Annotated in this window: 11 protein-coding genes; 7 read left to right on the top strand and 4 right to left on the bottom strand. The window is 69.3% G+C overall.

All coding sequences use genetic code 11. The features are described from left to right. Nucleotides 1–1,137 (bottom strand): hypothetical protein, encoded by a 1,137-nt coding sequence (locus ACQ95T_RS06710; RefSeq protein ID WP_431473678.1) that lies wholly within the window; start codon nucleotides 1,135–1,137, stop codon nucleotides 1–3. A 699-nt stretch (nucleotides 1,138–1,836) separates the two neighbouring features. Between ACQ95T_RS06710 and ACQ95T_RS06715 the strand changes: the two genes are divergently transcribed. The 6 genes from ACQ95T_RS06715 (at nucleotide 1,837) to ACQ95T_RS06740 (ending at nucleotide 10,861) form a co-directional block, all read left to right on the top strand. Next, nucleotides 1,837–3,204: a glycoside hydrolase family 3 protein gene (locus ACQ95T_RS06715; protein WP_431473679.1), complete on the top strand. Its 1,368-nt coding sequence runs from the start codon at nucleotides 1,837–1,839 to the stop codon at nucleotides 3,202–3,204. Nucleotides 3,205–3,267: 63 nt separating this feature from the next. Then, the gene (locus ACQ95T_RS06720) at nucleotides 3,268–4,293 is read left to right on the top strand and encodes a cyclic nucleotide-binding domain-containing protein (RefSeq protein WP_425940451.1); all 1,026 of its coding nucleotides are present in this window, start codon (nucleotides 3,268–3,270) and stop codon (nucleotides 4,291–4,293) included. 63 nt (nucleotides 4,294–4,356) lie between these two features. After that, nucleotides 4,357–5,580 carry an endonuclease/exonuclease/phosphatase family protein gene (locus ACQ95T_RS06725; RefSeq protein ID WP_425940453.1) on the top strand — a complete coding sequence of 408 codons (1,224 nt, stop codon included), beginning with the start codon at nucleotides 4,357–4,359 and terminating at the stop codon, nucleotides 5,578–5,580. 75 nt (nucleotides 5,581–5,655) lie between these two features. Continuing rightward, entirely contained in the window at nucleotides 5,656–9,750 is a 4,095-nt protein-coding gene (dnaE, locus tag ACQ95T_RS06730; protein WP_425940454.1) for a DNA polymerase III subunit alpha, read from the top strand. Nucleotides 9,751–9,845: 95 nt separating this feature from the next. Then, nucleotides 9,846–10,367, top strand: a complete 522-nt coding sequence (locus ACQ95T_RS06735; protein ID WP_425940456.1) for a hypothetical protein — start codon at nucleotides 9,846–9,848, stop codon at nucleotides 10,365–10,367. Further along, nucleotides 10,367–10,861, top strand: coding sequence for a hypothetical protein (locus tag ACQ95T_RS06740; RefSeq protein ID WP_425940458.1), 495 nt, complete (start codon nucleotides 10,367–10,369; stop codon nucleotides 10,859–10,861). The genes ACQ95T_RS06735 and ACQ95T_RS06740 overlap by 1 nt, the downstream gene beginning before the upstream one ends. Here the strand turns inward: ACQ95T_RS06740 and ACQ95T_RS06745 are convergent. After that, nucleotides 10,847–11,896 (bottom strand): hypothetical protein, encoded by a 1,050-nt coding sequence (locus ACQ95T_RS06745; protein ID WP_425940459.1) that lies wholly within the window; start codon nucleotides 11,894–11,896, stop codon nucleotides 10,847–10,849. The genes ACQ95T_RS06740 and ACQ95T_RS06745 overlap by 15 nt on opposite strands. 298 nt (nucleotides 11,897–12,194) lie before the next feature. Here ACQ95T_RS06745 and ACQ95T_RS06750 point away from each other — a divergent pair, with 298 nt between their 5' ends. Further along, a complete protein-coding gene (locus ACQ95T_RS06750; protein WP_425940461.1) occupies nucleotides 12,195–14,324 on the top strand; it encodes a S9 family peptidase in 2,130 nt (709 codons plus the stop codon). On the opposite strand, the gene ACQ95T_RS06755 is transcribed toward ACQ95T_RS06750, so the two are convergent. Beyond that, nucleotides 14,287–14,505 carry a hypothetical protein gene (locus tag ACQ95T_RS06755; protein ID WP_431473680.1) on the bottom strand — a complete coding sequence of 73 codons (219 nt, stop codon included), beginning with the start codon at nucleotides 14,503–14,505 and terminating at the stop codon, nucleotides 14,287–14,289. The genes ACQ95T_RS06750 and ACQ95T_RS06755 overlap by 38 nt on opposite strands. Before the next feature lie 618 nt (nucleotides 14,506–15,123). Beyond that, the gene (locus ACQ95T_RS06760) at nucleotides 15,124–15,519 is read right to left on the bottom strand and encodes a hypothetical protein (RefSeq protein ID WP_425940465.1); all 396 of its coding nucleotides are present in this window, start codon (nucleotides 15,517–15,519) and stop codon (nucleotides 15,124–15,126) included. Nucleotides 15,520–15,594: the final 75 nt, after the last annotated feature.

Genomic DNA, 15,594 nt, shown 5'->3' on the forward strand with positions numbered 1-15,594 from the left:
TCAGCGCGACGGGTGCCGGAGCAGGACGTAGCCCTCGTCCTCTCCAACCTCGACCCAGGAGAGCTGTTGCGTCAGAGCGTAGGCAAGGGGGGACTCCTCCTGGAGGAGCGCGTACCGAGCACCCGTTTCGTCGACGTACTCGTCCCAGCCTGGTCCAGCGCCCACCGCGGAGATGTACTCCTCAATGGCTTCGACGGTGTAACCGTCGGTGAATCCGTCGATCACCGTGTCGAGGTCGGGGTGTCGCCAGTGGAGCCAGCCCCCGAGCGCGTAGTCGTTGAGGAGCGCACTACCCTGCGGCAGGGACGCGAGCTCATTGTTCAAGTCGTTGGGCACGCTGCCGGCAACCGCAGACGTACGGGGGACGAGCAGGGCCAGCGTGGCCACCGCGAGCGCGGAAGCGGCCCAGAGAGATTGCGTCTCCTGTGGGACGAGGCGGTGAGGGGGCCGGTCGTAGAGCACCTGCTGGAGGGTCATGGCCAGCAGGGGGATCAGGATGGCGGCGCCAGCAGCGACCGTCCGACCGGACATCAGCACCATGGCGGTCGCGAGCAGCAGGAGCAGAAGGTGGTGCCAGGACAACCTCGTGCCTCGTCGCGCCCAGATCAAGGCCACGAGCGCCACCATCAACATGGAAGCCGCAGGCGTCAGACTGAGGAAGTTGGGTGGTGCCCACTCGGTGACGAATTCCCACTTGTCACCCGTCTGGACGACGGCCAGGAGAAGGGTCGGGCCGGGCGGGGTCACAGCCGCCGCCACGAGACTGAGCGCGGGCACGAGGAAGAGACGGCCGACCCTGCGAATGGCCAGGCGACGGTCCAGGACGATGCCGATCACCGAGAGAATCCCGATCGCCACGCCGAGATACCACATTCCGTGTGAACTGGCCCACACCCAGGTCATCGGAATCAGCCACCATCGCGGCCGTAGGTCCTGAGCACTTTGGAGCCACGCACCGACGAAGACGAGCAGAAGAACGAAACTGACGATCTGGGGACGGGGGGACAGACTGCCTGCCGCGCCGAGAAAGCCAAGGCCTGTCACCAGAGCTGCTGGGAGGGGATCTGCCTGGCGTCGCGCGACCAGGTACGCGGTGACGATGAAGGCCACAAGCCCGACGCCGAAGAGCCAGGCCACCCCGGCAGTCCGAAGGAGCGTTCCAGGGCGCTGGCCACCAATTGAGGGATCCAGTCCCGAGGGGTCCACGGCTCGGTCGCGAAGGAGGACAATGGCCCGGTGCGTCGTAAGGTGATCTCCCCGCTCCACAACAGCTCGCCCACGCGCAGGTGCCACCAGGAGTCCGGATCGCTAATCGGCTTGGCGGCCATGCGTAGGGTGCCCACGATGAGGGCGACGAGCACCAGCAGCGGGATCCACAGACGGACCAGAGGGGCCAAGGCTCCGTCGCCCCAGGGGGACGCTGATGAAACTGTGGGCTCGGTGTGCAACGTTGACCCCGTCATATGTTTCTGATGATCCTTCGTGGTGGGCCGTCAGGCATTCGGGCCGAGTGTAATCGGACCGGAAGCGACTTCTCGGGTGATCCCGACCGGCCCGTAGGCATCACCGATGCGTAGAGGGCCCAAGACCTGCGCGGCGGTGGCAGGTGCTGTCGTGTTGCTGCCTGCCTGCGCGGTGGAGCAGCCCGTCGAGTCGCAGCGCTCTGCAGCGGGTCGGACGGTCGTCGCCGATCCGTCGGAAGGGGCTACCTCAACGGCGGAGATGCCGGACACACCAGCAACTGTCCGTCCAACGGACCCGGAGCCCCCTGGCGTCGCGCATGCACGCGCCCTGGCCCAGAATCTCAGCCTCGAGGAGAAGGCGGGTCAGGTCATCGTGGCGTCCCACCTGGGACCGACCGCGCCGGTCGGTCTGGTGGTCGACCACCACCTCGGCGGCATCATCGTCATGGACCCGGACCTGTCGACCGACCAGCTGGTCGCCCTCAACGACGCGGTCGCCGACGCTGCCGACGAGGCGGGTCGGGAATGGCCCGTGTTCATCGGCGTCGACCAGGAGGGTGGCCTGGTGGAGCGCGCGAAGGGCGACCTGACCCGGTTCCCCACCTTCATGAGCCTGGGAGCGGCCGACGACCCGGACCTGACCCGGAGGGCCGCCGCCGGCTCGGGAGCCGAGCTCCGCGGGGCTGGGTTCACCGCCGTCTTCGCCCCGACGGCCGACGTCACCATGGGGCCGACGGACCCGACCATCGGGTCGAGGTCGCCGGGCAGCGCCCCGGAGCTGGTGGCCGAGCACGCCACGGCGGCAGGTCTCGGTTACCTCGACGCGGGGATCCTCCCGGTAGTGAAGCACTTCCCGGGGCACGGCTCGGTGCCGGCCGACAGCCACGTCGAGCTGCCCGTCCAGGACCGGACCCTCGACGACCTGGGCGAGAGCGACCTCGTGCCCTTCGTCTCCGCCGTGGAGGCCGGGCTCCCGGCCGTCATGGTGGGCCACCTGCAGCTGACCGCGCTGGACTCCCAGCTGCCCTCCTCGCTCGAGCCAGAGGTGGTCGAGGGGATGCTGCGGGACGACCTCGGCTTCGACGGGCTCGTCGTCACCGACGCGCTCAACATGGCCGCGGTGGCCGACCGCTACGGCCCGGGCCAGGCGTCCGTCGAGGCCCTGCGCGCCGGTGCCGACGTCGTGCTGATGCCCGCCGACCCGCTGGCGGCCCGAAACGCGATCGTCGCCGCGGTCGGTGACGGCACGCTCGACGAGGACCGGCTGAACGAAGCCGTGGCCCGGCAGATCGCCGCCCTGCTCGAGGTCGCGGACGAGGGGTCGGTCGACCCGATGGAGCCCGGTGGCGCGGCGGACGTCGCGCGCGAGGTGTCCGCCGCCGCGGTCACCGTGGTCCAGGGTCCGTGCGACGGTCCCCTCGTCGACGGAGGCGTCGTGCCCATGGGGGACCGCCTCGCCGTGCAGCGGTTCGAGCGGGCCGCGGAGCGGGCCGGTCTGCCCCTGGGCGCCGGCACCACCGTCGAGCTCCTCCGACCGGGCCAGGGCCCCCACGGGGCACAGGTCTCGGTGGCCCTCGAGACGCCATACCTCCTGGCCTCCACCGGCGCGGCCACGAAGGTGGCGCTGTACGGCGATACCCCCGGTGCGATGGACGCGCTCGTCGCCGTCCTCACTGGGGAGGCGGAGGCACCCGGGCGGTTGCCCGTGGAGGTCGAGGGGCTGGAACGGCAGGGCTGCTGAACGCCCGCTGCCGACCGGCGCACCCCTTGTCCGTGACGGTGGGCGGTGCTTGACTGAGGTGGCATGAGAGTCACGGGGCGGGCGACGACGGTGTCCTGGATCCCCACGGAGTCGGTGCGCAACTGGCTGCGGGGCGGGTTCGACCTGAGGGTGGCGCACTACGACGATCCTCCACGGGACGTCGTGTCCGGCACCGAGGAGCTGCGGGCCCTGTGGCTGGACGACCGCTTCCGGTTCGCCAACTTGCTGACCGGCTGGGCGGACTTCGACGGCGACGAGGTGACGGCCGGCTACGGCGAGGACTCCGGCGCCTTCCAGGGCAACACCCGGCTGCGGCTGGGGGCGGGCACGGCCACCTTCCTCGGCTTCTCGATGCCCGACCTGCGCGCCGAGCCGGAGATCGGGCAGGAGCGGGTCGTGCTGCGGCAGACCGTCGGCGGGCGCACGGGCGTGCCCCTGCCCCGTCCGGTGAAGCACCCGCCCTACGTCGTGTGGCACGCACCCATCGTCTGGACGACGCTGCAGCTCACGCTCACCCGTGACGGCGGGCGGCAGGTCGAGCTGGTCGGCGCCTCGGCCTTCCCGAGGCACTGGGTCTACGACAGCGACGGGCACCTGATGGCCAAGTCCGGTGTGACCCGGATCCAGGACTGGATGGACCACAGCTTCGGCGACCGGACCCCCTGGGGGGACCAGGACTCCCCGGCGATGACGGTGGCGGCGGAGTCCGCGGCCGAGCGTGAGCTCTCCTCGGCCATCATGCGGGGCGGGCAGAAGCCTGAGCTGCTACGGCTGCCCGAGGGCACCGAGGTGGTCCGCCAGGGCACGGAGGGGACGGACGTCCACCTCGTCCTCGACGGGGTCCTGGACGTCAGCGTCGACGGCGACCCGGTCGCCGAGCTGGGTCCCGGCGCCGTCGTGGGCGAGCGGGCCGTCCTGGAGGGGGGCCGGCGATCGGCAACGGTCACCGCGCGCACCCCCGTGCGACTGGCCCGGGTGCCGGCGTCCGCGCTGGACCTCGAGGCCCTGCGCAGCGTCGCCGAGGAGCACCGGCGTGAGGAGCGGCCCTCGCCCGAGAACCACGGGTGACCCCGGAGGGTCGGCGTTCGCGTCCGGGTGCGGGAGGCGGCATACGGGTCTAGTTTGCGCGGTATGACGTCTGCTGCCCGCCGTTCGATCGCGACCACCTCGACCCTCGCCCTGCTCCTCGGACTGGGCGCCGCCGCACTTCCCGCCGCCGGAGCGCCCGACCGGGGGCCCGGCCGCCCGGACCTGGACGTGCGGTTCGCCACCTTCAACGCCTCGCTGAACCGCTTCAACGAGGGGGACCTGGCCCGTGACCTGGCGACCGGTGACAACGCGCAGGCGCAGAACGTCGCCGAGACGATCCAGCGCACCCGGCCCGACGTCGTGCTCGTCAACGAGTTCGACTACGCCTCTGGCAACGAGGACCTGTTCCGCGACAACTACCTCGAGGTGTCGCAGAACGGCGCGGACCCGGTCGACTACCCCTACGCCTACATCGCGCCGTCGAACACGGGCGTCCCCAGCGGGTTCGACCTGAACAACGACGGCACCGTGGGTGGTCCGGACGACGCCTACGGCTTCGGCTTCTTCCCCGGGCAGTACGGCATGGTCGTCTACTCGAGGTATCCGATCGACACCGACGAGGTGCGCACCTTCCAGCTCTTCCGGTGGAGCGACATGCCGGGCAACCTGCTGCCGGAGGAGTTCTACTCCGCGGAGGAGCAGGAGGTGCTCCGCCTCTCCAGCAAGTCGCACTGGGACGTACCGGTGGAGGTCGGCAACAAGACCGTGCACGTGCTCGCGGCGCACCCGACACCGCCGATCTTCGACGGGCCCGAGGACCGCAACGGCCGCCGCAACCACGACGAGATCCGGTTCTGGGCCGATTACGTGGGCTCGCCGAAGGAGTCGGCCTACATCTACGACGACGAGGGGGTCTCGGGAGGTCTGAAGCCAGGGGAGCGGTTCGTCATCGTGGGCGACTACAACGCCGACCCCTACGACGGGGACTCCGTCGACGGTGCCATCGACCAGCTGCTGGACCACCGGCGAGTTAACACCTCGATCACGCCCTCGAGCCCGGGAGGCGTGGAGCAGGCGCTGCTCCAGGGTGGGGTCAACGCCGAGCACCGGGGTGACCCGGCGTTCGACACGGCCGACTTCAACGAGCCGCCGGGAAACCTGAGGGTCGACTACGTGCTGCCGAGCCGGTCGCTGAAGATCGAGGACGCCGGTGTCTTCTGGCCGAGCTCGGACGACCCGCTGTTCCGGCTCTTGGGCACCTTCCCGTTCCCGACCAGCGACCACAGGCTGGTGTGGGTGGACGTGCGGCTGCCGCACGACCGCTGACCGTCCAAGCCTCCCACCTGCGGGAGGGGAGCGGCGCGTCATACCTGTCGGTGGGGGGACCTAAGATCGGGGGCGATGTCAGCGCCAGCCAGCTCCGGGAACTTCGTCCACCTGCACAATCACACCGAGTACTCGATGCTCGACGGTGCGGCGCGGATCGACGACCTGATCTCGACGGCGGCCGAGCTGGGCATGCCGGCCGTCGCCACCACCGACCACGGCTTCATCTTCGGGGCCTACGAGTTCTGGAAGACCGCGCAGAAGTACGACATCAAGCCGATCATCGGGCTCGAGGCCTACATCACGCCGGGCACCCACCGCACCGACAAGACCCGGGTGAAGTACGGCGACGGCGGGCGCGACGACGTCTCCGGCGGCGGCGCGTACACGCACATGACGATGCTGGCGCGCAACAACAACGGCATGCACAACCTGTTCCGGATGGCCTCGCTGGCGTCGATGGAGGGCTACTACTTCAAGCCCCGCATGGACAAGGAGCTGCTGGAGACCTACGGCCAGGGGATGATCGTCACCACCGGCTGCCCCTCGGGGGAGATCCAGACCCGGCTGCGGCTGGGGCAGTACCGCGAGGCCGTCCAGCACGCCAGCGACCTGCGCGACATCTTCGGCCACGAGAACGTCTACTGCGAGCTCATGGACCACGGCATCCAGATCGAGCGGGTGGTGCGCCAGGACCTGCTCAAGCTGGCCCGCGAGCTGGACCTGCCGCTGCTGGCCACCAACGACCTGCACTACACCCGGCAGGAGGACGCGCTGGCGCACGCGGCGCTGCTGTGCGTGCAGTCCGGCTCGACGATGCAGGACCCCAACCGCTTCAAGTTCGACGGCGACGGCTACTACCTCAAGACCGCCGAGGAGATGCGGCACGTGTGGCGCGAGCTGCCCGAGGCGTGCGACAACACGCTCGTCGTCGCCGAGCGCTGCGACATCTCCTTCACCGAGGGGGAGGGGCGCTACATGCCCCGCTTCCCCTGCCCCGAGGGGGAGGACGAGACCAGCTGGTTCCTCAAGGAGGTCGAGACCGGGCTGCACCGGCGCTTCCCGGAGGGGGTCCCGGACTACGCGCGCACGCAGGCGGCCTACGAGGCCGAGGTCATCATCGGCAAGGGTTACCCGGGCTACTTCCTCGTCGTCGCCGACTTCATCAACTGGGCCAAGCAGAACCGCATCCGGGTCGGTCCGGGCCGTGGCTCCGGTGCCGGGTCGATGTGCGCCTACGCGATGGGGATCACCGACCTCGACCCGATCCCGCACGGCCTGATCTTCGAGCGCTTCCTCAACCCCGAGCGTCGGTCGATGCCCGACTTCGACGTCGACTTCGACGACCGGCGCCGTGCCGAGGTCATCCGCTACGTGACCGAGAAGTACGGCGACGACCGGGTGGCGATGATCGTCACCTACGGCACGATCAAGGCCAAGCAGGCGCTCAAGGACTCCTCCCGGGTCATGGGCTACCCCTTCGCCATGGGGGAGAAGCTCACCAAGGCCATGCCGCCGTCGGTGATGGGCAAGGACATCACCCTCTCCGGCATCCAGGACCCCGAGCACAAGAGGTACGGCGAGGCTGGCGAGTTCCGCCAGATGCTGGACGAGGACCAGCACGCGGCGGACATCTTCGAGACGGCCAAGGGCATCGAGGGGCTGAAGCGTCAGTGGGGCGTGCACGCCGCCGGCGTCATCATGTCCAGCGAGCCGCTGCTCGACCTCATCCCGATCATGCGCCGCGAGCAGGACGGCCAAATCATCACCCAGTTCGACTACCCGACGTGCGAGACGCTCGGGCTGGTCAAGATGGACTTCCTGGGCCTGCGCAACCTCACCGTCCTGGACGACGCGATCGACAACATCCGCGACAACCGCGGCGAGGAGATCGACCTGGACGTCCTGTCCAAGGACATGACCGACGCCAAGACCTACGAGCTGCTCGGTCGCGGCGACACCCTGGGCGTCTTCCAGCTCGACGGCAACGGCATGCGCCAGCTCCTGCGGCTGATGAAGCCCGACAACTTCGAGGACATCTCGGCGGCGCTCGCTCTCTACCGCCCCGGCCCGATGGGCGTGAACGCGCACACCAACTTCGCCCTGCGCAAGAACGGGCAGCAGGAGGTCGTGCCGCTCGACCCGCAGCTGAAGGGCAAGCTGCAGCCGCAGATGGTGGAGGCGTTGGCGCCGATCCTGGGAAACACCTACGGTCTGTGCGTCGCGGGGGACACGCCGATCATCGACGCGGACACCGGCGAACGTGTCCGAATCGATGAACTTGCCGACCGGGTCACTGACGGGTTCTTCACCTTCGGCGTCGACGATGCTGGCAAGGTCGTCCGGCGTCGGGTCACCCACTGGTGGGAGATGCCGGCCAAGCCGGTGTTGACGGTGACGACGGCCGCCGGTAATCAGATCCGCCTGTCTGCGGACCACAAGGTGCTCACCACCCGGGGCTGGGTCCCGGCGGGCGAGCTCGTGGCGGGGGTGGATGCGATCGCCCGCAGCTCGGACGAGCGCGTCGCGGCCCCCGAGTCTGCGTTGGCGGCCGCCCGGACTGCGGGAGGAACGTGGACCGGGTGTGCGCCTGATGGGCGCGCGACGGCATGCCCGGAGCTGGACTGGGCCCCCGTCGTGGACGTCACGGCGGGTGCACCCGAGCCCGTTTACGACATCACCGTCGACGACGTCCACAACTTCGTCTCCGGCGGCCTGGTGCTCTCGAACTGCATCTACCAGGAGCAGGTGATGGAGATCGCCCAGAAGCTGGCGGGCTACACCCTGGGCAACGCCGACCTGCTCCGCCGGGCGATGGGCAAGAAGAAGAAGGAGGTGCTCGACGCCGAGTACATCCCCTTCTCCGACGGGATGAAGGCCCAGGGCTACAACGAGGAGTCGATCGCCTCGCTGTGGGGCGTCCTCGTGCCGTTCTCCGACTACGCGTTCAACAAGGCGCACACCGCCGCCTACGGGGTCATCTCCTACTGGACCGGCTACCTCAAGGCCAACTACCCGGCCGAGTACATGGCCGCCCTGCTGACCAGCGTCGGGGACGACAAGGACAAGACGGCCCTCTACCTGGCCGAGTGCCGGCGCATGGGCATCGCGGTCCTGCCGCCGGACGTCAACGCCTCGGTGGCCAACTTCGCCGCCGTGGGGGACGACATCCGCTTCGGGCTCTCGGCGGTGCGCAACGTCGGGCACAACGTCGTGGGGGCGGTCGTGCGGGCCCGCGAGGAGAAGGGGGCCTTCACCTCCTTCGAGGACTTCCTGCGCAAGTCGCCGGCCGTGGTCTGCAACAAGCGCACCATCGAGTCGCTGTGCAAGGCCGGCGCCTTCGACAGCCTGGGTCACTCCCGGCAGGGCCTGGTCACCGTGCACGAGCGCTACGTGGACGCGCTCGTCGACGAGAAGAAGCAGGAGGCGATCGGGCAGGACTCCCTCTTCTCCGGGTTCGGCCTCGGCGACGACGAGCAGGAGCAGGAGGGTATGCAGATCGTCACCCTCCCACCGGTGCCGGACATCGAGTGGGACAAGTCGGTCCTGCTCGCCTTCGAGCGGGAGATGCTCGGCCTCTACGTCTCCGACCACCCGCTGAACGGGATCGAGCACATCCTGGCCCAGCACGCCAACGCCTCGATACTGGAGATCGTCGGCGAGGACGGCGCCAAGGACGGCGACTTCGTCACCGTCGCCGGACTGCTGACCAACCTGCAGCTGAAGCGGACCAAGAACGGCGACCCCTACGCCCGCCTCTCGATCGAGGACATGGCCGGGTCCCTGGAGGTGGTCTTCTGGCCGAAGATCTACATGACCATCTCCACGATGCTCGCCGAGGACACCGTGGCCGTGGTCAAGGGGCGGCTGAAGAAGGGTGACGACGGTGCCGAGCTGCTCGCCAACGAGCTCCTCCTGCCGGACATCAAGCAGGGCCCGCGCGGCCCGGTCATCCTCAGCCTCCCGCTGACGCGGGCGACCGACGGCCTGGCCCACAAGCTCAAGACGGTGCTCGCCGACCACCCGGGCAACACCGAGGTCCAGATCCGGCTGACCCAGCCGGGTCGCACCGTGCTGCTGCGCCTGGACGAGACCTTGCGGGTGACCGCCTCGCCCGAGCTGTTCGGCGACCTCAAGGCGCTGCTGGGCCCCTCCTGCATCGCCGGTTGAAAGACCCTCCCGGCTGCGCAGGTGGGTCCCGGGCTGCCGAGTGCACGGGTTCTTGGCACGATGGCACGACGAGTCGCCGAACCCAGGAGGTTGCTGTGCCGCTGACCGCCGAACAGGCAGGGCTGGACACGTCCGTGCTGGAGCTCTACATCAACGACCACCTGGCGGGAGCCTCCGGCGGTCGGGACCGGGCCCACCGGATGGTCGAGGACCACGCCGACCTGCCCATCACCGCCGACCTCGCCGAGTTCGCCCGGGAGCTCGACGAGGAGTGGGAGCGGGTCGACCGGCTCATCAAGGAGCTCGGCCTGGACACCCTGCGCTATCGCCAGCTCGCGGCCTCGCTGGGGGAGAAGCTGGGCCGGCTCAAGCTCAACCGCCGCCTGACCCGGCGCTCGCCTATGACGCCGCTGCTGGAGACCGAGCTCATGCGGGGGGCGGTCAACGCCAAGAGGGGCCTGTGGCAGGTGATGGAGGAGCTCGCCCCCAGGCTCCAGATGGACCCGACGGAGTGGCACGAGCTGGACGCCCAGGCGGCCGCCCAGTCCGAGCGGCTCGACCGGGTGCACGCCGCCCTGCGACCCGACGCGTTCGTCCCCGGGAGCCCGCCGTCCTGATGCCGCTGCGCCCCCTGGTCCACGCCCTGGTCCGCGCCCTGCGTGCCATGGTCGTGCTGCTCCTGGCCGGGGCGACGCTTGTCGCCTGCACTCACGAGGTGACGACCGAGGAGGTGCTGCGCGGGGTCCCGCTGGCCACGGACGACATCGAGGGCTTCGAGGTCGAGACCCACGCGGTGAGCCGACGCGCCGAGCCGGGGCCGGACGGGCAGCTGGTCAGCGCCCGGATCACCCGTCACCTCCGTCCCCTCGAGGGGACGACCGACGAGGGGTTCGACCGGCTCGTCCAGCAGTCGGTGGCTCAGGGCTGGATGCCCCAGGTCGAGGAGGGCGTCCGGCCCTACGTGGCCACCCGCTCGCTGCCCGCCGGGCCCGGCACCCTGACCATCAGCCTGCCCGACGAGGAGCCCGCGGACAGGGTCGTCCTCACCGTCCAAGTGAGTGGGGGGCCGGATAATACCGGTGAAACTGCTGAGCAATCAGGCTCTTCCTGAGAGCAGCATCACCATCCACGTGATGCCCATGGCCACTTGGTAGGTGAGAACTGCAACAAAGAACCATTTGATCCGTCCCAATGTCCGAAAGTCTCGCAGTGCCGCGGTCACACTAACGACAAAAAGCACGGCCATCGACAACTGCCCCCCCCAAACCCAATTTCCGTGAGGCAGGACTGTTCCATCGTCAAGTACCTCCGCCAGGATGGTGAACTCGACGAGTCCGACGATGACACTGGTCCACGCCAGTCCTAACGGCAGACGAAGACTTGAGTTGCGCCAGATCAGGATGCTGGCTATGAACGAAGGCGCCAGTGAGAGGTAGACCGAAATGAGTGGCTGCACCCCCGCTTGAGTCTTCCATTCGCTCCAGACAGCAAAGGGGGCGACCACATTTCCCACACTTTGGCCATTCACCTGGATCCCTTCCCCGCCGTATGTGAGTAGGAACTGACTCACCAGAACGACAGAGGCGGCGGCTCCTGATGGCGCCGCGCGCCACCAAAGACTCTTTGCTGACTGTAAACGCAGCCCTGTCGCCGTGGTGGCCACGTCGACCACGCACACCACGACAAGCGCGGGGATGAGCGTCAACAGGTAGTTCGGTTTGGTCCACCCACTCACGACCACCAGCGCGAGTTGAACGACCTGGGGAGCCCACGTGAAGTCCTTGCGCAATATCACCCAGCACGTTGACGCGAAGAGGAGCAGCGCGAAGGGCGCCGCAAGGATGGTTGTCGAGTTGTGCCAGATCACGGGGGACAGTTTGCCGACGTGCATGTATCCGAGGGGATCTCTGGTGAGTGGTGCGGCAATTGAAGTCGCCAAGGTTCCAACGACGCGTAGGCCGACCCCGAGGCCCGCCAGCGACATGATGAACCAGGTGACTGCCACTCGCAGTCCGTACGAACCGGCCAGCACGACGATCGTGGCTACATGGAGTGCGTCGGCGTCTCCGCGACCGGAGAGCGCCTCGAGAAGTCGGTAGTAGATGGTGTAGTTGAGTTGTGTATCTTCTGTGCGTCCCTTCTGCACTAGAAGAATGTGGAGGGGCAGGTCTGAACCCATGTGGGGGCGTGCAACCTGTCGAAAGATCGCGGCACCCAGACCCGTGCCCACCGTGAAGCAGACCAGTGCGCCCAGCCAGGTCGACCAGCTACGGAGAGGCTGATGAAAGTTCCACCGACTTAGTTGGCAGGCGGGCGGTTGCACTGGAGCAACATAGCGGCTGCTCGTCCTGCAGCGGGAACCCGCCCGGTGACGTCAGTTCGGTCGTGCGGACCAGGTCCGGCGGATGACGACGCGGTGACCTCCCGCGGGTAGCGTGACCCGGGTGACCGCCGAGACCACCCTGCCCACCCCGCCCGTCGCCGAGCAGATCCCGGTCGTCCGCCGCCACCACGGCGAGGACGTGACCGACGCCTACGAGTGGCTGCGAGACAAGAAGGACCACAAGGTCATCGCGCACCTCGAGGCGGAGAACGCCTACACCGAGGCGAGGACCGCCCACCTGGAGGGCCTGCGGTCCACGATCTTCGGCGAGATCAGGAGCCGCACCCAGGAGACCGACCTCTCCGTCCCCGTGCGTCACCGCGACTGGTGGTACTACTCGCGCACCGTCGAGGGCCAGCAGTACGCCGTCCACGGCCGCATCGCCGTCGGCGACTCCCCGCAGCGCCCCGTCCTGGACCCCGGGGAGGTGCCCGCGGGGGAGGAGGTGCTGCTCGACGGCAACGCCGAGGCGCAGGGCCTGGAGTTCTTCTCCCTGGGCACCTTCGACACGAGCCCGGCCGGCGACCTGCTGGCCTACGCGGTCGACAGCACCGGCGATGAGCGCTTCGACCTGCGGATCAAGGACCTGACCACCGGCGAGATCGTCGACGACTCGGTCACCGGCATCGGCTACGGGACCGCCTGGTCCGCGGACGCGGCATACCTCTTCTACGTCCGCGTCGACGACGCGTGGCGCCCCTTCCAGGTCTGGCGGCACGAGGTCGGCACCCCCGCCGAGCAGGACGTGCTCGTGCACCAGGAGGACGACGAGCGCTACTGGATGGGCGTCGGCAGCTCGCGCGACGACGAGCACCTCGTCATCGCGCTCGGCAGCAAGAACACCTCGGAGTACCGCCTGCTGTCCGCGCACGACCCGACCGGTGAGTTCCGGATCGTCGCGCCGCGGCGCGAGGGGGTGGAGTATGACGTGGCGCCCGCGGGCGAGCGCCTCTGGATCGTGCACAACGCCGACCACCGCGACTTCGAGCTGGCGGTGGCGCCGATCGGGTCCACCTCCGCCCACGACTGGCGGGCGGTGCTGCCGGGGCGCAAGGGCATGCGGGTCGCCGGCGTCGAGGCGTTCTCCGGACACCTGGCGGTCTCGCTGCGGCGCGACGGCCTGACCCAGGTGCGGATCCTGCCCCTGGGTTCCGACGGACTCCCGGTCGACGACGGGTACGACGTGCCCGTGCAGGAGGAGGTCTGGTCCATCGACACGGGGGCCAACCCCTCCTACGAGACCGACACCCTGCAGGTGGTCATCGAGTCGCTCGTCACGCCGCCGAGCATCTACGACCTGGCCCTGGACAGCGGCGACCTGACCCTCGTCAAGCGCAAGCCCGTGCTCGGGGGCTACGACCCCGATGACTACGTGCAGCACCGCCTCTGGGCCACGGCCGAGGACGGCACGCGCATCCCGATCTCGCTCGTGGCCCGCAAGGAGCTCTCCCCGGACGGGACCAACCCGGGGCTGCTCTACGGCTATGGGTCCTACGAGATCTCCATCGACCCCTACTTCTCGGTGTCCCGGCTGTCCTACCTGGACCGGGGGGTCGTCTACGCGATCGCGCACGTGCGGGGCGGCGGTGAGATGGGCCGCAGCTGGTACGAGCTGGGACGGATGGAGCACAAGAAGAACACCTTCACCGACTTCCTGGCCTGCGCCGACCACCTCGTCGGCACCGGCTGGGTCTCCCCGGACCGGCTCGCGGCCGAGGGGCGCTCCGCCGGGGGTCTGCTCATGGGTGCGGTGCTGAACCTGGCCCCGGAGCGGTTCCGGGTGGTGCACGCCGGGGTGCCGTTCGTCGACGCGCTGACCACGATCCTGGACCCCTCGCTGCCGCTGACGGTGGGGGAGTGGGAGGAGTGGGGCAACCCGGTGGACTCGGCCGAGATCTACGAGCTCATGCGCACCTACACGCCGTACGAGAACATCCGGCCGGTGCAGTACCCCGCGATCCTGGCAACGACCGGTCTGAACGACACCCGCGTCTTCTTCGTCGAGCCGGCGAAGTGGGTGGCCCGCCTGCGCGAGACCGTCACCAACGACCCGGCCACCCGCCCGATCCTGCTGCGGACCGAGATGGTGGCCGGGCACGGCGGCAAGACCGGTCGCTACGACGCCTGGAAGGAGGCGGCGTTCGAGATCGCGTTCATGCTCGACCAGCTGGGCGCGACAGAGGTCCTCTGACCCGGGCGGGCACCGCGACGGCGGCCACGCCGAGCAGGACCGTCAGGCCCAGGCGGATCCAGTCGTAGGCCGGGTCGATGAGCGCGCCCGTGGTGTTGAACGACGCGTGCAGCAGGCCGATGGTCAGCAGACTCCGGCCGCTCCAGGCGTCCAGCCGGGCGATGAGGAGGCGCAGACCCACGCCGGTGCCGACCAGGATCGCGATGCCCAGGCCGACGTCGGTGGCGCCGGACGCTCCGTCGAAGGCCAGCGGCAGGTGGATCGCGGCGAAGAGCAGACCCGTGGTCAGGCTGCCGGCGACCGTGCCCCACCCGCGCCATGGCGCGGCGCTGGAAGAAGCCGGTCCAGGCCATCTCCTCCCAGATGTTGACGATGAGGGCGGCCGAGACGAACAGCACGGTCGCCTCGAGCAGCAGGGTCGAGGTCAGCGGCTGAGCCCCGCCCAGTAGAGCGGCGGTGCCCCAGACGAGCACCGGTAGTCCCAGGACCGCCAGCGGTGCCCACCACAGGGGGCGCGGAGGTCGGACGACGTCCCGGAGGAGGGCGCGCACCCCGGCCCGGCCGTGCTGGCGGTGGGTCAGCACGAGGGCGGGGACGACGAGCCCGAGGAGGAGGGTCCCCAGGACGAAGGGCTCCTGGGGCAGACCCAGGACCTGGTAGAGGGAGAGCAGGAGCCAGCCGAGCGGGACGGCGACCGCCGCGAAGAGCAGGAGGGGCCGCAGCGAGGGGTCGTCCCGCGGCGGCGCCGTGCTGCCGGACGGCCCGGCGGTGTGCGTGCGGGGGTGGTGCTGGGTCGAGGTCATGAGGTCTTCTCCTGTCGTGCGGGTGGACGGTCGGTCCGGGTGGTCCGGGTGGTCGGGGTGGTCGGGGTGGTCGGGGTGGTCGGGGTGGTCCGGGGGTAGCGGTACGCCTCGTGGACGGGCGCCGAGGTGAGTCCTGCGGTGTCGCAGACGAGCGCGACCGTGGACCTGTCCGTGCTCAGGACCAGGCACAGACACCGTCCGTCCTCGGGGAGGACCACGGACTCGAGGAGCGCGACGTCGACCCCTCGCTGCGAGAGCCGCACCGCGGTGGCCGCCAGGTCGGCGGTCATGCGGTGCAGCTGCGTGGGAGGGCCGGTCGTCGACGTCAGCTCGACGACGTAGAGGGAGCGCGGGGCCTGGGTTGTGGTCCTGGGACCCTGGTGGGTGGTCACCCCTCCAGCGTGGGCGGCCACATGCCGTGGAGGCATCCGTAGTTCTGCGGATGTCTGTACGGGTCTGCCCCGTCG

It is taken from the genome of Ornithinimicrobium carbonis (assembly GCF_050703245.1).
Classification (GTDB): domain Bacteria; phylum Actinomycetota; class Actinomycetes; order Actinomycetales; family Dermatophilaceae; genus Ornithinicoccus.

Excerpts from the sequence above, each read along its gene's own strand:
- ACQ95T_RS06740 (WP_425940458.1), top strand. The coding sequence starts at position 10,367 with ATGCCGCTGCGCCCCCTGGTCCACGCCCTGGTCCGCGCCCTGCGTGCC.
- dnaE (WP_425940454.1), top strand. The coding sequence starts at position 5,656 with ATGTCAGCGCCAGCCAGCTCCGGGAACTTCGTCCACCTGCACAATCAC.
- ACQ95T_RS06725 (WP_425940453.1), top strand. The coding sequence starts at position 4,357 with ATGACGTCTGCTGCCCGCCGTTCGATCGCGACCACCTCGACCCTCGCC.
- ACQ95T_RS06720 (WP_425940451.1), top strand. The coding sequence starts at position 3,268 with ATGAGAGTCACGGGGCGGGCGACGACGGTGTCCTGGATCCCCACGGAG.